The organism is Micromonospora sp. NPDC048835, from assembly GCF_040649995.1.
GTDB lineage: Bacteria > Actinomycetota > Actinomycetes > Mycobacteriales > Micromonosporaceae > Micromonospora.
Genome location: NZ_JBEZGM010000018.1, coordinates 22737 through 44197 on the forward strand (window position 1 = coordinate 22737; position 21461 = coordinate 44197).

At 71.5% G+C, this 21461-nt stretch carries 19 protein-coding genes; 13 read left to right on the forward strand and 6 right to left on the reverse strand.

Annotated features, from left to right (window positions below; translation table 11 throughout):
- Positions 1 to 29: 29 nt before the first annotated feature.
- The 5 genes from AB0C15_RS21520 to AB0C15_RS21540 are packed head-to-tail and all read right to left on the reverse strand — an operon-like array spanning position 30 to position 5060.
- Positions 30 to 1094 carry an aldo/keto reductase gene (locus AB0C15_RS21520; RefSeq protein WP_357354528.1) on the reverse strand — a complete coding sequence of 355 codons (1065 nt, stop codon included), beginning with the start codon at positions 1092 to 1094 and terminating at the stop codon, positions 30 to 32.
- Between the two features lie 21 nt (positions 1095 to 1115).
- Entirely contained in the window at positions 1116 to 2447 is a 1332-nt protein-coding gene (locus tag AB0C15_RS21525; RefSeq protein WP_357354530.1) for an LLM class flavin-dependent oxidoreductase, read from the reverse strand.
- 2 nt (positions 2448 to 2449) lie between these two features.
- Positions 2450 to 3187 (reverse strand): ABC transporter ATP-binding protein, encoded by a 738-nt coding sequence (locus AB0C15_RS21530; RefSeq protein WP_357354532.1) that lies wholly within the window; start codon positions 3185 to 3187, stop codon positions 2450 to 2452.
- Positions 3163 to 3999: an ABC transporter permease gene (locus AB0C15_RS21535; protein ID WP_357354534.1), complete on the reverse strand. Its 837-nt coding sequence runs from the start codon at positions 3997 to 3999 to the stop codon at positions 3163 to 3165. The genes AB0C15_RS21530 and AB0C15_RS21535 overlap by 25 nt, the downstream gene beginning before the upstream one ends.
- On the reverse strand, positions 3996 to 5060 hold the full coding sequence (locus tag AB0C15_RS21540) for an ABC transporter substrate-binding protein (protein ID WP_357354537.1): 1065 nt from the start codon (positions 5058 to 5060) through the stop codon (positions 3996 to 3998). Before AB0C15_RS21540 ends, AB0C15_RS21535 begins: the two co-directional genes overlap by 4 nt.
- A 615-nt stretch (positions 5061 to 5675) precedes the next feature.
- On the opposite strand from AB0C15_RS21540, the gene AB0C15_RS21545 reads away from it, so the two are divergent.
- The 12 genes from AB0C15_RS21545 to AB0C15_RS21600 all read left to right on the forward strand — a co-directional run bounded on the left by AB0C15_RS21545 (position 5676) and on the right by AB0C15_RS21600 (position 18933).
- Positions 5676 to 6527: a DUF1684 domain-containing protein gene (locus tag AB0C15_RS21545; RefSeq protein WP_357354539.1), complete on the forward strand. Its 852-nt coding sequence runs from the start codon at positions 5676 to 5678 to the stop codon at positions 6525 to 6527.
- A gap of 33 nt (positions 6528 to 6560) precedes the next feature.
- Positions 6561 to 7094: a flavin reductase family protein gene (locus AB0C15_RS21550; RefSeq protein ID WP_357354541.1), complete on the forward strand. Its 534-nt coding sequence runs from the start codon at positions 6561 to 6563 to the stop codon at positions 7092 to 7094.
- 88 nt (positions 7095 to 7182) lie between these two features.
- A complete protein-coding gene (locus AB0C15_RS21555) occupies positions 7183 to 8091 on the forward strand; it encodes a zinc-binding dehydrogenase (RefSeq protein WP_357354543.1) in 909 nt (302 codons plus the stop codon).
- Positions 8092 to 8529: 438 nt separating this feature from the next.
- Positions 8530 to 10173, forward strand: a complete 1644-nt coding sequence (locus tag AB0C15_RS21560; protein WP_357354545.1) for an ABC transporter substrate-binding protein — start codon at positions 8530 to 8532, stop codon at positions 10171 to 10173.
- Positions 10170 to 11099, forward strand: a complete 930-nt coding sequence (locus AB0C15_RS21565; protein ID WP_357354547.1) for an ABC transporter permease — start codon at positions 10170 to 10172, stop codon at positions 11097 to 11099. Before AB0C15_RS21560 ends, AB0C15_RS21565 begins: the two co-directional genes overlap by 4 nt.
- A gap of 4 nt (positions 11100 to 11103) precedes the next feature.
- The gene (locus tag AB0C15_RS21570; RefSeq protein WP_357354549.1) at positions 11104 to 11994 is read left to right on the forward strand and encodes an ABC transporter permease; all 891 of its coding nucleotides are present in this window, start codon (positions 11104 to 11106) and stop codon (positions 11992 to 11994) included.
- Positions 11994 to 13634 (forward strand): ABC transporter ATP-binding protein, encoded by a 1641-nt coding sequence (locus AB0C15_RS21575; RefSeq protein WP_357354551.1) that lies wholly within the window; start codon positions 11994 to 11996, stop codon positions 13632 to 13634. Before AB0C15_RS21570 ends, AB0C15_RS21575 begins: the two co-directional genes overlap by 1 nt.
- Positions 13631 to 14839 (forward strand): LLM class flavin-dependent oxidoreductase, encoded by a 1209-nt coding sequence (locus AB0C15_RS21580; RefSeq protein WP_357354553.1) that lies wholly within the window; start codon positions 13631 to 13633, stop codon positions 14837 to 14839. The genes AB0C15_RS21575 and AB0C15_RS21580 overlap by 4 nt, the downstream gene beginning before the upstream one ends.
- A 15-nt stretch (positions 14840 to 14854) precedes the next feature.
- Positions 14855 to 16210: an NtaA/DmoA family FMN-dependent monooxygenase gene (locus AB0C15_RS21585; protein WP_357354555.1), complete on the forward strand. Its 1356-nt coding sequence runs from the start codon at positions 14855 to 14857 to the stop codon at positions 16208 to 16210.
- Positions 16211 to 16212: 2 nt separating this feature from the next.
- Positions 16213 to 16722: a GNAT family N-acetyltransferase gene (locus AB0C15_RS21590; protein ID WP_357354731.1), complete on the forward strand. Its 510-nt coding sequence runs from the start codon at positions 16213 to 16215 to the stop codon at positions 16720 to 16722.
- Entirely contained in the window at positions 16719 to 17786 is a 1068-nt protein-coding gene (locus AB0C15_RS21595) for an LLM class flavin-dependent oxidoreductase (protein WP_357354557.1), read from the forward strand. The genes AB0C15_RS21590 and AB0C15_RS21595 overlap by 4 nt, the downstream gene beginning before the upstream one ends.
- Positions 17787 to 17805: 19 nt before the next feature.
- Entirely contained in the window at positions 17806 to 18933 is a 1128-nt protein-coding gene (locus AB0C15_RS21600) for an LLM class flavin-dependent oxidoreductase (RefSeq protein WP_357354559.1), read from the forward strand.
- Between the two features lie 205 nt (positions 18934 to 19138).
- Here the strand turns inward: AB0C15_RS21600 and AB0C15_RS21605 are convergent, their stop codons facing one another.
- Positions 19139 to 19513 (reverse strand): hypothetical protein, encoded by a 375-nt coding sequence (locus tag AB0C15_RS21605; RefSeq protein ID WP_357354560.1) that lies wholly within the window; start codon positions 19511 to 19513, stop codon positions 19139 to 19141.
- A gap of 345 nt (positions 19514 to 19858) precedes the next feature.
- Between AB0C15_RS21605 and AB0C15_RS21610 the strand changes: the two genes are divergently transcribed.
- Positions 19859 to 21025 (forward strand): helix-turn-helix domain-containing protein, encoded by a 1167-nt coding sequence (locus tag AB0C15_RS21610; RefSeq protein ID WP_357354562.1) that lies wholly within the window; start codon positions 19859 to 19861, stop codon positions 21023 to 21025.
- Positions 21026 to 21461: the final 436 nt, after the last annotated feature.

A 21461-nucleotide genomic window follows, 5' to 3' on the forward strand; every position in this document is an offset into this window, starting at 1 on the left:
CGGCAGGGAGAGCGGCGTGCCTCGGCTGCTCATCGGGAGGGTCCGGCGGCGAATGGCGTCGTGCCGCCGCGTCGGCGGCTCGCCGGATCGGTCAGCGACGGTGGCTGGTAGCCGGCGTCGGCGGGGTTGAGCGTGGTGCCGGGCGGAACGATGGCGTCGATGCGGTCCAGCACGTCCGGGGACAGCGCCACCTTGGCGGCGCGGAGCTGTGACTCCAGGTGCGCCAGGGTGCGCGGTCCGATGATCGCCGACGTGACCGCCGGGTGTTCCAGGACGAAGGCGATCGCGAGGTGGATGAGGGAGATCCCGGCCTCGTCGGCGAGCGCGGCCAGTTCGTCGACGGCGGTCAGCTTGGCGGCGTTGGCCGGCAGGGTCGGGTCGAATCGGGCCGGGAGCCGCGCGGCGCGCTCGGAGATCGGCGCCGTGAGACCGGCGTGGTAGCGGCCGGACAGCCACCCGCCTGCCAGTGGACTCCACGGGATGACCGCCAGCCCGTACCGCTGGGCCACCGGCAGCACCTCACGTTCGATGCCCCGGGCCAGAATGGAATATGGCGGCTGTTCGCTGACCACCCGCTCCCTGCCGCGTCGCTGTGCGATCCACTGCCCCTCCACGATCGCGGACGGGTCGAACGTGGACGTGCCGATGTAGCGGATCTTGCCCTGGCGCACCAGGTCGGTGAGCGCGCCCAGGGTCTCGTCGAAGTCGGTGTCCGGCTCGGGACGGTGTGCCTGGTAGAGGTCGATCCAGTCGGTGCCCAGCCGGCGCAGGCTGTTCTCGACGGAGCGGACGATCCATCGGCGGGAGTTGCCGCGGTGCTGCGGGTTGTCGCCGACCTGGCCGTGGAACTTCGTGGCGAGGAAGACGTCGTCGCGCCGCCCGCCCGTGAGGGCTTTTCCGACGATCTCCTCCGACTCGCCGTGCGAGTAGACGTCGGCGGTGTCGATGGAGTTGATGCCCTCGTCAAGGGCGCGGTGGATGATCCGGATACCGTCCTCGTGGTCCGGGTTGCCCCGTTGTCCGAAGTTCATCGCGCCCAGGGTCAGGGAGCTGATGCGGACGCCGGTGCGCCCGAAGGGCCGTTGGTCGACCATGGTCTCTCCTTCGCAGATCGGTCAGCGGGACGCGGCAACGAGCGCGCGGGTGAACTGGTTGGCCGGTCGGGGCAGCCCGTAGTGCTCGCGCAGGGTCGTCCCGGTGTAGTCGGTGCGGAACAGCTTGCGGCGTTGCAGGATCGGCACGACGTGGTCGACGAACGCCTCCAGCCCGGACGGCAGCACGGGAGGCATGATGTTGAAGCCGTCGGCCGCGCCGGCGCGGTACCACTCCTCGATGGCGTCGGCGACCTGCTCCGGCGTGCCGGCGAAGGTGCGGTGTCCACGCCCGCCGCCGAGCCGGCCGATGAGCTGACGGACGGTCAGGCGTTCCCGCCGGGCCAGGGTGACGATCAGGGTGTAGCGGCTCTTGGCGCCCTCGATCTCGTCCTCGCTCGGCAGGTCGGCGGGTAGTTCCTTGTCCAGGTCGAGATCCTCCGGAGCGACCCGCAACGTCGTGGCGAGCTGCTGGCGGGCGTACTCGGGTTTGATCAGCCGGTCCAGCTCGTCCTCCAGCGCGCGGGCCTCGGCCTCGGTGGCACCGATGGCCGGCACGATGCCCGGCAAGATCTTGATGGTGTCCGGGTCGCGGCCGGCCTGCGTGGTGCGCCGCTTGAGGTCGCGGTAGAACGCCTGCGCCTCCCCGAGCGTCTGCTGGGCGGTGAAGACGGCCTCCGCGTAGCGGGCGGCCAGGTCCTTGCCGTCCTCGGACGACCCGGCCTGCACCAGCAGGGGATAGCCCTGCGGGGACCGGGGGACGTTGAGCGGACCGGCCACCTTGAAGTGCCGCCCGGCGTGCTCGGGCGGGTAGAGCAGCGTGTCGTCGCCCCACCGCCCGGCGTCCTTGTCGCCGAGGGGCGCGGCGTCGTCCCAGCTGTCCCAGAGCTTCCGGGACACCTCGATGAACTCGGCGGCGCGCTCGTACCGGTCCCGGTGCGCCGGCAGGTCGTCCAGGTTGAAGTTCCGGGCCGCCTTCTCGCCGGCGGTGGTGACGATGTTCCAGCCGGCCCGGCCGCCGCTGACGTGGTCCAACGACGCGAAGCGGCGGGCCAGGTTGAACGGCTCGTTGTACGTCGTCGAGGCCGTCGCGATGAGCCCGATGTGGTTCGTCGCACCGGCTAGTGCGGTGAGCAGCACGGTGGGCTCCAGGGTGCCGCCCGGCCGACGACCGATGCTGTTCCACAGCACCGGGCTGTCGGCGAGGAACAGCGAGTCGAGCTTGCCGCGCTCGGCGATGCGGGCCAGACGGGTGAAGTGGGCGACGTCGGTCTGCGCGAACGGGTCGCTCTCCGGCAGCCGCCAGGCCGCCTCGTGGTGGCCGACGCCCATGAGGAACGCGTTGAGGTGCAGCATGGTCATCCTTCCGTCGGCTCGACGCCGAGCGCGCGGAGCAGGGTTTCGCGGTACGCGAGGAACTGGGGCTGCCGGTACGAGCGCGGTGTGGGCAGGTCGATGGCGAGATCGACGGCGATCCGGCCGCTGTCCAGCAGCAGCACGCGGTCGGCCAGCGTGATGGCCTCGTCGACGTCGTGGGTCACGAGCAGCACCGTGGGCCGGTGGCGGGAGTAGAGCACGCGCAGCAGTGCGTGCATGCGCAGCCGGGTCAGCGCGTCCAACGCGCCGAACGGTTCGTCGGCGAGGAGCAGGTCCGGTTCGGACACCAGCGCGCGGGCCAGCGCCACGCGCTGCTGCTCGCCGCCGGACAGCTCGTTGGGCCAGGCCCGCTCCCGACCAGCCAGGCCGACCTCGGTGAGCGCGGCGCGGCCGCGTTCGGTGGCGTCCGGGCCGCACAGGCCGAGGACGACGTTGTCCAGCACGCGCTGCCAGGGCAGGAGCCGCGCGTCCTGGAAGACGACCGATGAGTTCCCCGGTACGTCGACCAGACCGGAGCCGGTGGCATCGCCGTCCAGGCCGGCGAGCGCCCGCAACAGGGTGCTCTTGCCCGAACCGCTGCGCCCCAGCAGCGCGACGAACTCGCCCGCGCCGATCTCCAGGTCGAACCCGTCGAGCACGACCCGGTCCGCGAACCCGCGTGCCAGGCCCTGGACGCGTACGGCGCGGGATGCGGTCAGTCCGCCAGCGTGCGTCGCCACGACAGCGCCCTCCTCTGTGCGAGCCGCACGGCGCCGTCGGACAAGAGCCCGAGCAGGCCGTACAGCACGAGCCCGACGATGATCACGTCGGTCTGGCCGTACTCGCGGGCGAGATCCATCATGTAACCGATGCCGCTGGTGGAGTTGATCTGCTCGACGACCACCAGGGACAGCCATGCCCCGACAACCGCGAAGCGCATGCCCAGCAGGAAGCCGGGCAGCGCGCCGGGCAGCACGATGCGGCGGATGAAGGCGGTACGCCGCAGCCGGAGGGATTCGCCCAGTTCGACGTACCGGCTGTCGATGGTGCGCAGCCCGTTGTGGGTATGTATGTAGACGGGTACGAACACGCCCAGCGTGATGGTGATGACCTTCATCTGCTCACCGATGCCGAACCAGAGGACCAGCAGCGGGATCAGCGCGAGAGCGGGGATGGCCCGCTTGATCTGGATCGGCCCGTCCAGGATGGCTTCGCCCCACCGGCTCAGACCGGCGAGCAGGGCCAGCACGGTGCCGACGGCGGTGCCGATGGCGAGGCCGAGGCCGGCCCGTTGAGCGGAGATCGCCAGATTCTCCTGCAGTCGACCGTCGGCGATGAGGTCACCCGCCGTGACCACCACGGTCCAGGGTGCCGAGAGCGTACGGGGGTCGATCCAACCGGCGGCCGAGCCGGCCGCCCACACCGCCAGCAGCAGGGTCGGACCGACCGCCGCCCCGAACGGGATCGGGCGCCCCGGCTTGAGCCGACGTCGCGGCCGGCCGGCGGGAGCGGCGGCCCCCGACCGGGGTCGGGTCGGTGCCGAGACGGTCACTGGGCACCTCCGGCGGTCAGCGCTTGCGCACCGACCGACTCGTACCGTCGGTCGTACAGGTCTTCGGCCTTCAGGGGCTTGTTGCCGGTCTCCTTGGCGAGCAGGTCGATGGTCTCCTGGTGCCGGGCAATGGCCTCGGTCCAGCTCGCGGGGATGTCGGCCACGCCGCCGTTCTGGACCAGCCACCTGCCGTCGTCGGCGGTCAGGCCCTGGTCCTTGACGTAGTACCGCTCGATCCACTCGTCCGGATTGGCCTCACGCCACCGCCAGGCCCGCGCCCACGCCTGCGTGTACTCGCGGATCGCCGCCGCCTTCGCCGGATCACCGAGCACGGTGACGGGCGCGTACAGGTGACCGGGGTCGTCGCGCAGTCCGTGCGCGATCGTCGTCGCGCCGTCGCGGGTGTACTTGGTCTCGTACCGCTTGATCTGCACACCGCCGATCGGCGCGACCTCGACCTGGCGGCTGGCGAGCGCGGTGTTGTAGACATCGCCGGTGCTCGGCAGCTCCACCAGCTTGACGTCCTTCTTGCTGAGGCCGGCCTTGTGTAGTACTCGCAGAACCAGCGCTCCCTGCGCCTGGCCTGGGCTGTACGCGATCTTCTTACCCGCCAGGTCCGTGAGGGTGGCGACTGTGACGCCGGGTGCGATGCCGAGCCGGTAGATGGCGTGGTTGAGCGGGTCCTGGCGGAACTTCGAGGCCACGATCTTCGTGGGGATGCCCGTCCAGTGCGAGTGGATCGGGGGGATGTCCGCCACCGAGCCGATGTCCAGGGCCTTGGCGCGGAAGGCCTCCAGGGTCTGCGGGCCGCCGCTGATGTTCGCCCACTCGACCTCGAAGCTGAGCTTGTCGGCCTCGCCGGAGTACTCGATCGCCTTCTGGTGCTCCTTGTCGCCGACGACGAGCTTGGTTCCCTTCGGTACGGACTGCGGCAGCGGAGCGCCCGCGGCCAACGCCGCGACGGGTGTGTCGTCACCGGCGCAGGCGGTCAGGCTCAGGGTGACCGCGCCGAGGGTCGCGGACAGGAACGCCCGACGGTCCAGGAGGGATGGTGTGGTCACTTACAGCTCCTTCGTCGCTGGTTGCAGGGCGGGTTCGACGATGACGGTCATGGCTGTCCTCCTGGGTCGACGAAGACAGCTACGCACCGCCCTGAGTGCGCGTGGACCCAGGGCGGCGAGCAACCGTCGTATCGGTACGAGGAATCGGCAGCCGGTCGTCGTCGAGCCGGCGGCACGAGTGGGAACAGGGAGGATCGTGGGCTCAGCGGCAGCGGCCGCAAGCGGCGGTCCAGCCACGGCAACATCCCCGCGACACCGCGATGGCGGTGCCCTGCAGCAGGGTGTGTTGGCTGGTCACGGATACGACGCTAACCAACAATTCCTATGTGTCAAGTAGGATTTCAGGCGCTGGGAATCGGTCCGCCCGCTGCCGCCCGGCTTCAGGGGGTTGAAATCCTACTTGTTTGGTAGGAAAATCGGTCCATGCTGCTTGTCCGGCTGTTCACCTCCCGCCGGGTCGTCGACCCGATGCGGGTCGCCGCGCAGCTCTGTCGCGTGGCCACCCTTCCGGCCTGAGCAGGCGATCCCTGCCCACCGGTTGTCGCCCCGCCGGCTCGCGTCCGGCATCCCCACACCCCGTTCCGAGTGGTCGTACGCCAACGAGAGGGATCCGTCATGACTAGTGGTCTCGCACCGTCCGCACCCGCCGAAGCCGGACAATTCGCCGAGGACTGGCAGGAGTGGCACCGCCGGCACGAGGAGGCGCGGGCGGACCGCCACGGCTTCCTCGCGGTGACCGGACTGCACTGGCTCACCGGGGAGCCGCAGCGGTTCCCCGGTGTGCCCGGAGAGTGGCACACCGGGACGGACGGGCCGGTCGTGGCCATCGCCGACAACGAGGAGATCGTCGTCGATGGCGGTCGCGTCCGGGAGAGGCACGAGTTCGGGGCGATCGCCGCACGTGCCGGCATCACGGTGGACATCCACCGGGGCGTCCTTGAGGTGGCTCGGCGGGGTGGGCACGACATCCTTCGGCCTCGACGTCCCGATCATCCGCTGCGGACGCGCTACCGGGGCACCGCCACCTACCCGCCCACCGAACGGTGGGTGCTCGAGGGGCGGTTCGTGCCGTTCGACCGTCCCCGACCGACCACGGTCGGCGCTGCCGTGGAGGGGCTCCACCACGTCTACGACGCGCCGGGTCGGATCGAGTTCAGCGTCGACGGGCTGCCGCTGAGCCTGACCGCGTTCAACGGTGTGTCGCCCGGCAGCCTGTCGGTGCTGTTCACCGACACCACCTCCGGCGTCACCACCTACGGGGCGAACCGGTCGCTGGCCGTCGGGGCGCCGGACGAGCAGGGCCGGGTGATCCTGGACTTCAACCGGGCCGTCAACCTGCCGTGCGCCTACACCGACTTCGCGACCTGCCCGCTGCCACCGTCGGAGAACCGGCTGCCGGTCGCCGTCGAGGCCGGCGAGAAGATCCCGTACGAGCGGCTGGCGGCCGACCCCGCCGCCCGTTCCTAGCGCTTCGCGCCCACACCCCTCGGGAGGAACGCCATGACCTCGTCCACCGACGACCCGACCGACGCCGACGTCGACGCGCTGCGCAGGTTGCTGCGCCACCAGGCCAGCACCGTCACGGTGGTCACCGCCCCCGGAGCGCCACCGGTGGGTTTCACCGCGACATCGTTCACGTCGGTGTCCCTGACGCCCCCGATCGTCTCGTTCTGCCTGAACCTCGGCTCGTCCACGTGGCCGACGCTGGCGCAGGCCCGGCACGTCGCGGTACACCTGCTCGCTCACGGCCAGCACGAGTTGGCCCAGACGTTCGCCACGAGCGGCATCGACCGCTTCGCCGCTCCGACCCGCTGGCGGCCCGGCCCGAACAAGCTGCCGATCCTCGGCGGCACCCTGGCCTGGCTGGCGTGTCGTGTCGTGGACCGGGTGGTCGTGGGCGATCACGTGGTCGTGCTGGCCGAGCCGGAGTTGCTTCGGCACGCCGACGTCGGTTCTCCGTTGCTCTATCACCGGGGTCGCTACGCGGGCCTCGCGGACGCTCCGGACGGCACGGCCCGTCGCGCCGCCGCCTGATAACCGGGCGTCTTCCGCCGCGCGTCGTCGACTGGGTCGTCGGCGTGCGCCGTCTGTCCGAAGCCTGGAGAGGACTCAGGGGGTTTGTATGCGGGCGATCGTCGCCGCTCCGGACGCCGTCGAGGGGTTCCGGGTAATGGACGTTCCCGAGCCCGAACCCGGGCCGGGGCAGGTGCTCATCGAGGTGCGGCACGCCGCCGTCAACGCCGGCGAGATCCGTCACCTCGATATCTGGCCGGCTGGACGAGTGCTCGGGCACGATGCCGCCGGCGAGGTGCTGCGCGCCGCCGAGAGCGGCTCTGGTCCCCGTGCCGGCGACCGGGTGCTCGCCTTCGGGCCGGGCGCGTGGGCCCAACGCGCGGTGTTCGACCTGGACAGCGTCGCGGCGGTGCCTCCCGACGTCGACCTGTCCGAGGTGGCCGCGCTGCCGATGGTCGGGCTCACCGCGCTGCGGACGCTGCGTGCGTCCGGTCCGCTGTCCGGACGTCGCGTGCTGATCACGGGGGCGTCCGGGGGAGTGGGTCGGGTGGCCGTCCAGCTGGCCCGACACGGCGGCGCGTACGTGATAGCCGCGGTCGGGTCGGCGGCCCGGGGCGACGGGCTGGCGGCACTGGGGGCCGACGAGGTGGTGGTTGGTCTGGCGGGCGTCGGCGACCCGGTCGACGTGGTGCTGGACACCGTGGGCGGCGCTCACCTGGTGGCGGCGTGGGGTCTGCTCGCGCCGGGCGGTGTGCTGCACAGCATCGGCTGGGCCTCCGGTGACCCGGCCGTCTTTCCGGTGAACTCCACCTACGCCCCGGGCGCGTTCCGAACGCTACGGTCCTTCGGTGACGCCAGCGCCCCGGCCGTCGATCTGGCGCTGCTGGTGGACCTCGTGGCGCAGGGGGTGCTGCGGGCGCCGATCGGCTGGCGCGGCTCGTGGCGTCGACTCGGGGTCGCGATCGAGGCGCTGCGGGAACGGCGGGTGCCGGGCAAGGTCCTGCTCGATCTGGATTGACGCAACCGAGCGGTGACGTGTCCGGCGGATTCGGTCCCGGCCCGGCGCGGGTCCAGGTCGACCCGCCGGACACATTCCCTGTAAATCCTATAGCCTTAGTAGGTATTGCGTCAACGAATCGGCGTCCCACGTGCGATAGCCGACATCCATCGAACGATTCGTTGACACCGCCGCGCGGGAACGGTGGACTCGACTCATGTCCAGCGAGCTGCGGCTGACGATCCGCGGCCACATCGACTTCGGTCGGGTGTGGTCGAGTTCCTGTCTGGCCTGACCGGCACCCCGCTCACCCGGCCCGCCGCACGGCCCGCCGAGGTGGGGCTCACCGCCGAGCCGACCGCCGAGCCATCAGCACCGACACCGTGACCGACCCGCGCCCACCGCGCCGGGCCGGGTGTCGGCGTACCCGTACCGCCTGTCTGGACAGGAGACCTCGCCATGCCCGCCAACCGTCTGCGAACCCTCGCCGCCGCCGCGCTCGCCCCACTGCTCACCGTCGTCGCCGGCTGCTCCACCGCCGCCACGCCGGCCGCCGAAGCCGCCGGTCAGCCGCGCGCCGGCGGCAGCCTCACCTGGGCCGTGGAGACCGAGCCGATCACCCTCAACCCGCACCAGTACGCCCAGGCCAAGGCCCGCCTGCTGGTCTGGAACACCTTCGAGTCCCTGCTCACCTACGACAAGCAGGGCACGTTGGCGCCGTGGCTGGCCACCGGCTGGCAGACCGCCCCGGATGGTTTGTCGTACACGCTGACACTGCGCGACGGCGTCACCTTCTCCGACGGCGCACCCCTGGACGCCGCGGCCGTGAAGGCGAACATCGACAAACTGCGCGAGCCCGGGTACGCCCCCGCCGTCGCCGCTGTGCAGCTGCGCAACCTCAAGGCCGTCGAGGTCGCCGATCCGCGCACCGTACGGCTCACCCTCACCAGGCCCGACGTGCTCATCCTCGATTTCCTCGCCTCCCCGCAGGGCGCCCAGGTCTCGCCGAAGTCGCTGCGGGAGGCGAAGAACCTCAAGGCCGGCGGTGTCGACGTGGTCGGCACCGGCCCGTTCGTGCTGGACCGCTACGTCCCCGGACAGGAACTGCACTACCGGCGCAACGCCGGCTACGACTGGGCACCACCCACCGTGACCCACACCGGCCCGGCCTACCTCGACGAGATCACCTACCGATTCCTCAAGGAGTCAGCGGTCCGCGTCGGTGCCCTCACGTCGAGTCAGGTGCAGCTCGTCGAGGGTGTTCCCGCCACCGACCAGCCACTGGTCACCGGCAACACGAGACTGCGACTGAGCCGCGAACTCAACTCCGGCTCCGCCTACTCCTACTACTTCAACAGCTCGCACGCCCCCTTCGACGACCTGCGGGTCCGGCAGGCGTTCCGGGAGGCCGTCGACGTCGACACCGTGCTGCGGTCGGTCTACCGGGACACCGCCACCCGCGCCTGGAGTGTGATCAGCCCGTCCAGCCCGCTCTACGACAAGAGCCTCGAAGGCGGATACGGCGGCGACGCACGCAAGGCGAACACCCTGCTCGACCAGGCCGGCTGGACAGCACGTGACGCCGACGGCTTCCGGGTGAAGGACGGCAAGCGGCTCACCGTACGGTTGGTGCAGTCCGCGCCCTTCGTCCGGGACCGTCGCGACGTCCTGGCGCAGGCCGTGCAGGCGGCCGTCAAGCAGAGCGCCGGCATCGACCTGAAGGTCTCCCTCGTCGACCAGGGCACCGCCAACGAGGCGTTCGAGCGCAACGAGTACGAGGTGTTCGACAACTCCCGGGCCGACACCGACGCCGGTGCGGCGCTCAACCTGCTGCTGCACTCGAAGGGCGGCATCAACCGCGCCCGGGTCAACGATCCACGCATCGACCAGCTCCTGGAATCCGGCCAGGCCACCGCCGACCCGGCGAAGCGGGCCGGCATCTACGCCGAACTGCAGCAGCGCGTTGTCGCCGAGCAGGCCCTGTTGCTGCCGCTCTACGCTCCGGCCGACCAGATCGCCGCCAGCACCAGCGTCGGCGGGGTCCGCTTCGAGCCCACCGCCGGCGTACCAGCCAGCGCGTACGACCTGTGGGTCGGGAAGTGACAACCCTGGGGGCGGTGGCCCGCCGGATCGGCGCCGCTCTGGTCGTCCTCTGGGTCGCCGCGACCGCCGCCTACCTGGCGCTGCTGGCGGCTCCCGGCAACACGGTGGACAACATCATCGGCGACGGCGCGGACACCCCGGACATCCGTGCCGAGATCATCGCCCAATGGGGTCTGGACCGGCCCGCCGTGGTGCAGTACGTCGACTATCTGGTGCGGCTCGTCAACGGCGACCTTGGCCGCTCCTACCTGTTGCAACGTCCGGTCTCCGACGTGATCGGCGAACAGCTTGTCCCCACTGTCGTGCTCGCGGTCGCCGCCGCCGGGCTCGGGGTGTTGCTCGCCCTGGTCATCGCGGTGGCCACCGCCGGGAACCGGCGACCGTGGCTGCGCCGGCTCAGCTCCGGCACCGAACTGCTGCTCGTCTCCACCCCGTCGTTCCTGATCGGGCTCCTGCTGCTCAGCGTGCTGTCGTTCCGGTTCACGTTCTTCCCGGTCTCCGGCGATCAGGGGGTCGGCGCGCTGGTGCTGCCCGCCGTGACCCTGGCGCTGCCCATCGCCGGGTTGCTCGCCCAGGTGCTCCGCGACGGCATCGACAAGGCCCTCGACCAGCCGTCCGTGCTCACCGCCCGGTCCCGAGGCATCGGGGAAGGGGCTGTCCTGTTGCGTCACGCGCTGCGGCACGCCCTGCTGCCGGCCGTCAGCCTTGCCGGCTGGGTCTTCGGCATTGTGATCGGCGGCACCGTCATCGTCGAACAGGTCTTCGGTCGGCCCGGCCTTGGCCAGGTCATCCTCTCGGCCGTCTCCAACCAGGACATGCCGGTGGTGCTGGCCGTGGTCACCCTCTCCGCCGCCGGTTACGTCGTGGTCAACACCGCCGCCGACCTGGCGTACCTGCTGGTCGACCCGCGCCTGAGAAGGAGCTGACCCGATGACCGTCACCCTCGACCCGCTATCCACCGATGCCCCCGGGCTGGCCCGGACGGCCCCGCCCACCCCGGTCGTGCGAAGGGGCCGTCTGCCCAGGCCCGGCCTGCTTGCCGCCGGGGCGTACCTGATGCTGCTGGTCGGCGCGGCGGCCTGGCCCGCCGCGCTGGCCCCGGCCGACCCGCTCGCCGCCGACCCGCTCGCCGTACTGTCGCCGCCGAGCGCGGCGCACTGGTTCGGCACCGACCACCTCGGCCGCGACGTCCTGACCAGGGTCGTTCACGGCGCCGGTCACTCGCTCACCATCGGGATCGCCGCCACCGCGATCGCGGTGACCGGCGGGGTTCTTCTCGGCCTGCTCGCCGGTCTCACACACCGGGTCGCCGACGAGGCGCTCAGCCGGACGTTCGACGCGCTGTCGGCATTTCCCATGCTGTTGCTGGCCCTGCTGTTCATCGCCATCGCCGGCCCTGGCACCGCCAGCCTGATCGGCGCCATCGGTATCGCCACCCTGTCGCACCACGCTCGGGTGGTCCGTGGTCAGACGCTTCTCGTGCGCCGCTCCGGCTTCGTCGAACAGGCAGTCACCTTCGGGCAGTCCCGGCCTCGGCTGGTGCTGCGGCACGTGCTGCCGAACGTCGTCGGCCCGGTGCCGGTGCTCGCCGTGATCGGGCTCGGTGAGGCGATCCTGGCCGCCGCCGGGCTCAGTTTCCTCGGCATGGGTCCGCAACCACCCTCGCCGGAGTGGGGGGCGATGCTCTCCGAGGGCCGCAACTATCTCCAGGTGGCATGGTGGATCAGCATCCTGCCCGGCCTGGCGGTCACCGCCACCGTGGTCTCGCTGACCGTCGTCGGCCGACACTGGCAGGCCCGCTTCGACGGACGGCGTCGCTGATGACACCGCTGGTCACGGTCGAGGACCTGCACGTCGACTTCGAGACGCCGACCGGTCGGGTCGCCGCGGTGCGTGGGATCAGCTTCACCGTCGAGTTGGGCGAGTGCGTGGCCGTGGTCGGGGAGTCCGGCTCCGGCAAGAGCGTCACCGCCCGTACCCTGGTCGGTCTTGCCGGCCCGGGCGCACGGGTGCGCGCCGCACGGCTGGACCTGGCCGGCGAGGACGTGCGCACGCACCGCCCACGGGACTGGCGGCGGGTCCGGGGTCGCCTCGCCGGGCTGGTCCTGCAGGACGCGCTGGTCTCCCTCGATCCGCTGCGGACGGTGGGCGCCGAGGTCGGCGAGGCACTGACCACCCACGGCATCGTCGGCCGCCGGGAGCGGGCCGGCCGGGTCGCCCACCTGCTCGACCTGGTCCACCTGCCAGAGCCGGAGCGCCGGGCCCGACAGTATCCGCACCAGCTCTCCGGCGGGCTGCGGCAGCGCGCGTTGATCGCCTCGGCGATCGCCGGGGAACCGGCGCTGCTCATCGCCGACGAACCGACCACCGCGCTGGACGTCACCGTGCAGGCCCAGATCCTGCGGCTGCTGGCCGAACGGCGGGCCGCCGGCGTGGGCCTGCTGCTGATCAGCCACGACCTGGCGGTGGTCGCCCAGGTCGCCGACCGGGTCCTGGTCATGCGCGAGGGCCGCATCGTCGAGCACGGGCCCACCGAGCGGCTGCTGCGGGCACCCGAGCATCCGTACACCCGGCAGTTGCTGGCCGCGGTGCCGTCGGCGTCGTCGCGGGGTCGCCGACTTGCCGCGACGGGCACGGTCGCGGGTGTCCCGGCGGCCCTGCCCGCGCGCGGCGATCTCCGCCCGAACGACCGGGTGCTCGACGCGCGCGGCCTGACCAGGAGGTACGGCGAGCACACCGTCGTCGACGACGTGACGTTCTCGATCGGGCGCGGGGAGACACTCGGGTTGGTGGGGGAGTCGGGCTCCGGCAAGAGCACGGTCGCGCGGATCGTCGCCGGTCTGCTCGATCCCGACGCCGGCACCGTCACTTTCGAGGGCCTGCGATGGTCCGGCACCCGCGAACGGACCCGCCGTCCGGTGCGCCGCCGGCTGCAACTGATCTCGCAGGACCCGCTCAGCTCCTTCGACCCCCGCTACACGGTGGGCCAGGTGATCGGTGAGAACCTCCCCGACGTCGACCGACGGGACCGGTCCACGCACGTCGTCGACCTGCTACGCCGGGTCGGCCTCGGCCCGGACCTGCTGGACCGGCACCCGCGACGACTCTCCGGCGGGCAGCGGCAACGGGTCGCCATCGCCCGCGCGATCGCTCCGAAACCGAGTCTGCTCATCTGCGACGAGCCGGTCTCCGCTCTCGACGTATCCGTCCAGGCGCAGATCCTCGATCTGCTGGCCGAGCTACGCGCTGCCGACGGCACCGCGCTGCTCTTCATCTCCCACGACCTGGGCGTGGTGCACCACCTCAGCGACCGGGTCCTGGTGATGCACGACGGCACGGTGGTCGAGCAGGGACCTGTCGGCGACGTCTTCACCTACCCCCGGCACGACTACACCCGATCCCTGCTCGACGCGCTGCCCACGCTCGTCGTCGCCGGTCCACCGAAGGAGGAACGCTCATGACCGAGAAGACACTGCATCTGGCAGTCGCCCTCGACGGCCTCGGCTGGCACCCGGCTGCCTGGCGGCTGTCCCGCGCCGGAGCGGCGGCACCGCTGACCGCCCGCTACTGGGCGGCCCTCGCCGGCGAGGCCGAACGGGCCACCCTGGACCTGCTCACCTTCGAGGACAGCCTCGACCTTCAGTCGACCCGACCGGACGGCCCCGACGGTCGGGTCGACCAGCTCCGCGGACGCCTTGACGCCGTGCAGATCGCGGCCCGGTTGGCCCCGCTGACCCGGCACATCGGGCTGGTGCCGACCACCAGCACCACCCACACCGAACCATTCCACCTCGCCACCGGGGTGGCCACCCTCGACCACGTCAGCGGCGGCCGGGCCGGCTGGCGGCCCCGGGTCTCCGCCCGGCGAACCGAGGCCGGTCACTTCGGCCGCCGGGAGATCCCCCCGCTGGATCCGACCCGGCTCGACGCTCCGGAGGTCGTCCGGCTTGTCGGTGATCTCTTCGCCGAGGCCGGCGACGCGGTGGAGGTGGTCCGCCGGCTGTGGGACAGCTGGCAGGACGACGCCGAGATCCGGGACGTCTCCAGCGGGCGCTTCGTCGACCGGGACCGGCTGCACTACATCGACTTCGTCGGCCGCTGGTTCTCGGTCAAGGGTCCATCCATCGTGCCCCGCTCTCCGCAGGGGCAGCCGGTGGTGGCCGCGCTGGCCCACTCGTCGGTGCCGTACGCGTTCGCCGCGCGGCACGCCGACGTCGTCTTCATCACTCCCACCGATGCCGGGCACGCCGCTGCGATCGTGGCGGAAGTACGGGCCGCCGAGGCGACCGTCGGCCGGACCGAACCACCGCTGCGCGTCCTCGCCGACCTGGGCGTCCTGCTCGACGAGGCGCCGAGTCTGGCCCGCCGACGCCGGGATCGCCTCGACGAACTGCACGATGGTGAGGTCAGCTCGGACGCGGCCAGCTTCACCGGTACGGCGGCCGACCTGGCCGATCTGCTCGGGGAATGGCACCGCGCGGGCGTGGACGGTTTCCGGTTGCGACCCGCCGTGCTCCCCCACGACCTGACCCTGATCACCCGTGCGCTGGTGCCCGCGCTGCGGCGCCGGGGCCTGTTCCGCGTCGGCTATCCCGGCGGAACGCTGCGTGACCTGCTCGGTCTGCCCCGACCGGCCAGCCGGTACGCCGTCGCGGCGACCGCCTGAACCCTGGAGACCGAGATGCCCAGACAGATCATCCTGGCCGCGCACTTTCCCGGCGTGAACAACACGACAGTGTGGAGCGACCCCGACTCCGGCAGCCAGATCGACTTCTCCTCGTTCGTCCACCTGGCCCGCACCGCCGAGCGCGGCAAGTTCGACTTCTTCTTCCTGGCCGAAGGGCTGCGCCTGCGCGAGCAGCGCGGCCGCATCCACGACCTCGACGTGGTGGGCCGCCCGGACACGTTGACCCTGCTGGCCGCCCTCGCGAGCGTCACGAGCCATCTCGGGCTGGCCGGCACCCTCAACACCACCTTCCGCGAGCCGTACGAGCTGGCCCGCCAATTGGCCAGCCTCGACCACCTCTCCGGCGGCCGCGTCGCCTGGAATGTCGTGACCACGTCCGATGCGTTCACCGGGGAGAACTTCCGCCGGGGCGGCTACCTCGACCGCTCCCTGCGCTACGAGCGGGCCGCCGAATTCGTCCGGACCGCCCGCGAGCTGTGGGAGTCCTGGCCAGCGGAGGCGATCGTGGGGGACCGCGCCGGCGGACGGTACGTGACGGAGGCGGACCCGGGAGCGTTCACCCACCACGGCGACCAGTTCGACATCGCCGGGCACTTCACCGTGCCGCGCAGCCCGCAGGTGCACCCGGTGATCCTGCAGGCCGGCGACTCGCCCGACGGACGTGAGTTCGCCGCGTCCAGCGCCGATGCGATCTTCTCCCGGCACGGCACTCTTGAGGACGGTCAGGAGTTCTACCGCGACGTCAAAGCCCGGCTCGCCCGACACGGCCGCCACCCGGACGACCTGAAGATCATTCCCGGTGTCACGCTCGTGCTCGGCGACACCGACGCCGAGGCGCAGGAACGCGCCCATCACATCCGTCGTCAGCAGGTCAGCCCGCAGACCGCGATCCTGCTGCTGGAACAGCTGTGGAACCGGGACCTGTCCGCGTACGACCCGGAGGGCCCGTTGCCCGTCGAGGATCCGGAGGTGAGCGCCGACGCGATCAGCCGAGGCCGGGCCGGCATGTACCCGGACCCGGTCGGCACCGCGCGCCGGTGGCGTGCCCTGGCCGAGGAGAAGGGCCTCGGAATCCGCGATCTGATCATCGAGGTGACCGGACGGCAGTCGTTCGTCGGCACCCCCCGGCAGGTCGCCGACCGGATGGACCACTTCGTCCAGTCCGACGCCGCCGACGGATTCATCCTGGTGCCACACCTGACCCCTGGCGGTCTCGACCAGTTCGTCGACCAGGTCGTCCCGCTGCTGCAGGAACGCGGCGTCTTCCGCACCGAGTACACCGGCACCACCCTGCGCGACCACCTCGGTCTCGGCCCCGCCCGCCCGGTCGGCCGCGTCGGTGCGGCGTGAGCATGCCCGTCACGGTCTGCCGCCGACGCTGGGACGACCCCGACGCCGTCGCCCTGCGGGCCGCCATGACCGCCGAACTGCGCCACCGGTACGCCGACCGCCCTGACGACCCGATCCACCTGCCCACGGCCCAGGTGCTCAGCCCGGGCTCGGTCGCGTGGACGGGCGTGGCGTACACGGCTGAGGCCACGCCGGTGGGGCACGCCGCCCTGCGGTGGTGCGGTCCCGACCTGGAACTCAAGCGGATGTACGTATCGCCCGCTCATCGGGGGCGCGGCATCGCCGGGGGCCTGCTCGACGTGGCCCGGGAGGCCGCCGGTCAGCTCGGCGCGGTACGGATCGTGCTACAGACCGGCGACCGCCAACCCGACGCGATCCGCCGCTACGAGCAGGCGGGTTACCAGCCGATCCCGGTCTTCGCCCCGTACGACACCCTGCCGTACTCGCGCTGCTTCGCGCTGACGGTGCGCCCGCCCCTGATCCTGCCGCCGAAAGTGACGGTCCCCGCATGAAGTTCTTGCTGATCACCCTGATCACGCATCTGCCCGACCCGGTCACCGGTGAGCGCCGCACCACCACCGAAAGGTTCCGGGAGGTGGTCGAAACGGCTGTCCTCGCCGAGGAGTTGGGCTTCGACGGGTACGGCGTCGGCGAGCGGCACGAACGGCCATTCATCTCCTCGTCGCCTCCGGTGGTGCTGAGCCACATCGCGGCCCGTACGTCCACCATCCGCCTCTTCACCGCCGTCACCACCCTCAGCCTGCTCGACCCGGTCCGCGCATACGAGGACTACGCCACCCTCGACCACCTCTCCGGTGGCCGGCTCGAACTGATCATCGGCAAGGGCAACGGCGCCGCGCAGGCCCAACTGTTCCACGTCACCGCCGAGGACCAGTGGGACCGGAACCGGGAGGGCTACGAGCTGTTCCGCCGCCTGTGGCGCGAGGACCGGGTCACCTGGTCGGGGAAGTACCGGCCGGCACTGAACGAGGCCGAGACCTGGCCGCGCCCGCTCCAGCAACCGATCCGGGTGTGGCACGGCAGCGCCACCAGCCGGGAGTCGGTCGACCTGGCGGCCCGCTGCGGGGACCCACTCTTCTCCGCGAACGTCACCAACCCCATCGAGCCGTACGCCGAACTCATCCGCCACTACCGGGAGCGCTGGGTCCACTATGGCCACGACCCCGCGGACGCCCTGGTCGGCGCCGGCTCGGCCGGCTTCCACGTGGCGCGTACCTCCCAGGAGGCGATCGAGCGGTACCGGCCGATCTTCGACGCCCGGGTCGCCGCGTTCAAGAGGCTCGGCGTTCCCACGGTCTTCCCCACGTTGGAGGACGCGATCGATCGCAGCTCCATCCTGGTGGGCAGTCCGCAGCAGATCATCGACAAGGTGCTGCGCTACCACGAGCAGTTCGGTCACGAGGTCATGCACCTCCAGGCCGACCACGACGGGCTGACCGACAAGCAGCACCGCGAGAGCCTGGAGCTGTTCCAGGCCGAGGTGGCGCCGGTGCTGCGGCAAGAGATACCAAGTCGCCCCTTCGCGTCGGCGGTTGACGCCGCGCCAGCGGTCTGAGAGAGACGGGAAACCCACCATGCCATCCACGCCACTGTCCGTCCTCGATCTGTCGCCGGTGCCCGCCGACGGCACCGTCGCCGACGCCCTGCGCAACACCGTCGACCTGGCCCGCCGGGTCGAACAATCCGGCTACCACCGCTACTGGCTGGCCGAGCACCACCTCGCCGCGGGCGTCGCCAGCTCGGCGCCAGCGGTGCTCATCGGGCAGGTCGCCGCGGCCACCAGCGCCATCCGCGTCGGCTCCGGCGCCGTCCAGGTCGGTCACCGCACCGCCCTGTCGGTGGTCGAGGAGTTCGGCACCCTGGCCGCGTTCTATCCCGGGCGGATCGACCTCGGGCTCGGCCGTTCCGGTCAACGACGCGTCGAGGCAGCCCGCGCCGTCACCGCCCCCGCCGACCCGCCGCGGGTCGAGGCCCGGGTCGTCGACGGACTGCTGATCCCGCCGCCCTTCTCCTACGCCAGCGTGCTCGCCTCACCGCGCTTTGCGCTGGCCAGCGCGCTGCTGCACCAACCGGGCGCGCAGCCGCCGGCCTTCGCCGACCAGGTGGCCGACGTCCTGGCCCTGCTGCGCGGCGACTACACCGACGAGAACGGCCTGGACGCCCACGCCGTACCCGGGGAGGCTGCCGACCTCACGGTGTGGCTCCTGGGCAGCAGCGGCGGGGAGAGCGCCCACCTCGCCGGCGCGCTCGGCCTGCCCTTCGCCGCGAACTACCACGTCAGCCCCTCCTCGGTGCTCGAGGCGGTGGCCGCCTACCGGGCGGCGTTCCGGCCCTCGACGGTGCTCGCCCAGCCGTACGTGGTGGTCTCCGCCGACGTGGTGGTCGCCGAGACCGACGAGGCGGCCCGCCGACTCGCCGCGCCGTACGGGCCCTGGGTGCGCAGCATCCGCAACGGCGACGGCGCGATCCCGTTCCCCCGCCCGGAGCAGGTAGCCGCGCTGCCGTGGACCGACGAGGACCGCGACCTCGTCGCCGACCGGGTGGACACCCAGTTCGTCGGATCGCCCGCGACGGTCGTCGAGCGGCTGCGCGTCCTGCGGGACGTCACCGCCGCCGACGAACTGCTGATCACCACGATCACCCACGCGCACAGCGACCGGGTCAGCTCATACGAGCTGCTCGCAAAGGAGTGGCGGGACTGACCGTGTCATCAGGGCGGTACTCGTGCTCAGCGCCGGACGCCGGAGATCCTGTGACGTCCTGCGGCGCGATGACCTGGTCGGTCAGCTGGGACGTGACGAATGGCAACCGCTTCGCCGACACGGTCGGCCCGCACCTGGACGCGCTGCCCTGAGACCGGCACCGCCGGCACGGATCCCGCAACGGGATCCGTGCCGGGCGGGCCGATCAGATGAACGCGAGCGAGCTGAAGAACGCCGGGTAGCAGTCGACATAGATGTCGTAGACGCCGGGCGGCACGTGCACGGGGCCCAGGGTGGCCCCGTTGGAGCACCTGGCGCTGACCGCGGTCGTCGGCTGGCCGGTGAGGGTGCAGCCCTGGAACATGATCAGCCACGGGTCGATGTACTGCCCGGCGTACGGGCAGGAGCCCGACATCACCGAGAAACCGCCGCCCTTCGCCGGTGAGGCGGCGGCCGCCGTCGACGTCGTGACGCTCAACGTGCCGGCGGAACTCGCCGATGCCCGCTCGGCTCCGATGGCGGCGACAGCCGCATCGCCGCTCGGCGCGGGCGCCGCGACCGCCGCGGACGGCGCGGTCATGAACACGGCGAGCATCGTCGTCGCGGCCAATAGCAGACTGGATGTGCGGAGAGTGCCGGATCGTGCTCCGGCGGAGGGTCGACTACGCCATGTCATAACCAGAACCACCTCTCGATTGCTGTGCGACCTGCGGATGCCGGGGCGCGTACCTGGTCGCGCCCGAACAGGCCGGGCCGTCGTCTGACGTCTATGGCGAAGCGTTCCAGGGTGCCGGTGGCCGGGTCTTCGTGACTTTGCGAGAACCGGGTCGCCGGTGTACCCCGGTTCTTGTGAATGTCCGCAAGGCTGTCCGGTGCGCGTCAACCGGGCGGCGTGGCCGGAACGCATCGATTACCGTTGACCGGCATGGGCGGTCTGTTCAGCCTCTGGCGGCAGCGAGTGGCCGACAATGCCCGCCGGGCGGTGGACGCCTACCAGGAGGAGCTGCTGGAATACCGCAACCTCGCGGTGATGCCGCGGGTGCGGTCGGAGATGCTCGATTTCGCGGTCTTCCTCCGTCAGCGCACGGTCGACCTCGCGGCGGACAGCGCGCCGTTCCACGTGCAGGATCTGGACCTGATGGCCGCGATGGGCCGCCAGCGCGGCGAGAAGGGACTCACCCTGACCGCGCAGCGGCAGGTGCTGCTCGTGCACACCCGGCTGACGCTGCGCGAGGTGTACGAGGCGGCCGGCCCGAACGACATCGCCGCGACGATGCACACGCTCGCCTGGCTGGCTCCCGCGGGACTGGCCGCCCAGGGGGCGTACACCCGGGGGTGGATCGAGGGGCAGCGGCGCGCGCTGGCGACCGTCGCCCAGGTGCGGCTGCTGACGGTGATGCTGCTGGCCGGCGACGACAGCGCGACCGACCTGGCGCGCGGCCTGCACATGCCGGTCCCCGACCACGTCGTCGCGACGGTGGTCCGGGTGGCCGGCGGGTCGCCCGGGCCGGACCAGGCGGCGCGGGACGAGTTCGCCGGCGCGCTGCTGAAGACGCACTGGATGCCGCTGAGCTGGCTGGAGCCGCACGAGGTGGTCGCGCTGATCCCCAGCTCGCCGGGCGGCCGGCAGCCGGCGGTCGAGCGCGGGCTCGCGCTGGCCCGCGACGTGGCCTCGATGACCGGCCGACCGTGCGCGGCCGGCACCGCGCCTGGTCGGGTGCGCGCGTTCGGCGACGCCGTGGCGCTGGCCCGGCAGGTCAGCGAGGTCGCACCGGTGCGGGCCGTGCCGAGCCACGCGTACACGGTCACCGACGTCTTCGCCGAGCTGGGCGCCGCCCGGCTGGCGGAGGTCGGGCAGTGGCTCCAGGTGGTGGCGGCGCAACTCGACGCCGGCCCCGACCTGGTCGCGACGCTGGACACCTACTACCAGCACGACATGAACCGGCTCGACACCGCGGCCGCGCTGTGCATCCACCCGCGCACGCTCGACTACCGGCTGACCCGGGTGCGTGACCTGACCGGGCTGGAGCCGGGCTCGACCCGCGGCGTACGCGTGCTGAGCACCGCCGTCGCCCGGATTCTCGCCGGCTAGATCAGCAGCCGGGTGAGCTCCATGTTCTTCATACAGATGTAGCTCAGCTTGTTACCGGAACGGTCGGTGCGGACAGGTGTGGCACCGAGTGGAGGAAGGCGATGTCTTCGGCGCCGGTCGGTGGCCCAAAGGGTCTGCGGCGAGCGACCCGACGTCTCTGGTCGGGAAATTCCCCTACGCAATGAATGTGTCGCCACAAAAATGCCCCCTGGTGATCGTCTTAGGCGTAGATCCGCCGCTGCGCCAGGGGGATGATCGGACGATGTTTGTCATCCCTCGTCTGATCACCCGCTAGCCCTTCGGGTCGACTCCGGTCGATGATCTTCCGTGTCAGGCATTGAGCCCTATGCTCGCTCCATTGTGAAGTCCTGGGGGGGAATCATGATCAATGTGGCCGACCGTGGCGTGCCCGTCTTGTGTGGAGCGATGTCCGCGT

What these genes read in the sequence shown, in the direction of transcription:
- AB0C15_RS21520 (WP_357354528.1), bottom strand. Translation starts at nt 1,094, where the DNA reads ATGGTCGACCAACGGCCCTTCGGGCGCACCGGCGTCCGCATCAGCTCC.
- AB0C15_RS21525 (WP_357354530.1), bottom strand. Translation starts at nt 2,447, where the DNA reads ATGCTGCACCTCAACGCGTTCCTCATGGGCGTCGGCCACCACGAGGCG.
- AB0C15_RS21545 (WP_357354539.1), top strand. Translation starts at nt 5,676, where the DNA reads ATGACTAGTGGTCTCGCACCGTCCGCACCCGCCGAAGCCGGACAATTC.
- AB0C15_RS21550 (WP_357354541.1), top strand. Translation starts at nt 6,561, where the DNA reads ATGACCTCGTCCACCGACGACCCGACCGACGCCGACGTCGACGCGCTG.
- AB0C15_RS21555 (WP_357354543.1), top strand. Translation starts at nt 7,183, where the DNA reads ATGCGGGCGATCGTCGCCGCTCCGGACGCCGTCGAGGGGTTCCGGGTA.
- AB0C15_RS21560 (WP_357354545.1), top strand. Translation starts at nt 8,530, where the DNA reads ATGCCCGCCAACCGTCTGCGAACCCTCGCCGCCGCCGCGCTCGCCCCA.
- AB0C15_RS21570 (WP_357354549.1), top strand. Translation starts at nt 11,104, where the DNA reads ATGACCGTCACCCTCGACCCGCTATCCACCGATGCCCCCGGGCTGGCC.
- AB0C15_RS21575 (WP_357354551.1), top strand. Translation starts at nt 11,994, where the DNA reads ATGACACCGCTGGTCACGGTCGAGGACCTGCACGTCGACTTCGAGACG.
- AB0C15_RS21580 (WP_357354553.1), top strand. Translation starts at nt 13,631, where the DNA reads ATGACCGAGAAGACACTGCATCTGGCAGTCGCCCTCGACGGCCTCGGC.
- AB0C15_RS21585 (WP_357354555.1), top strand. Translation starts at nt 14,855, where the DNA reads ATGCCCAGACAGATCATCCTGGCCGCGCACTTTCCCGGCGTGAACAAC.
- AB0C15_RS21590 (WP_357354731.1), top strand. Translation starts at nt 16,213, where the DNA reads ATGCCCGTCACGGTCTGCCGCCGACGCTGGGACGACCCCGACGCCGTC.
- AB0C15_RS21595 (WP_357354557.1), top strand. Translation starts at nt 16,719, where the DNA reads ATGAAGTTCTTGCTGATCACCCTGATCACGCATCTGCCCGACCCGGTC.
- AB0C15_RS21600 (WP_357354559.1), top strand. Translation starts at nt 17,806, where the DNA reads ATGCCATCCACGCCACTGTCCGTCCTCGATCTGTCGCCGGTGCCCGCC.
- AB0C15_RS21605 (WP_357354560.1), bottom strand. Translation starts at nt 19,513, where the DNA reads ATGACCGCGCCGTCCGCGGCGGTCGCGGCGCCCGCGCCGAGCGGCGAT.
- AB0C15_RS21610 (WP_357354562.1), top strand. Translation starts at nt 19,859, where the DNA reads ATGGGCGGTCTGTTCAGCCTCTGGCGGCAGCGAGTGGCCGACAATGCC.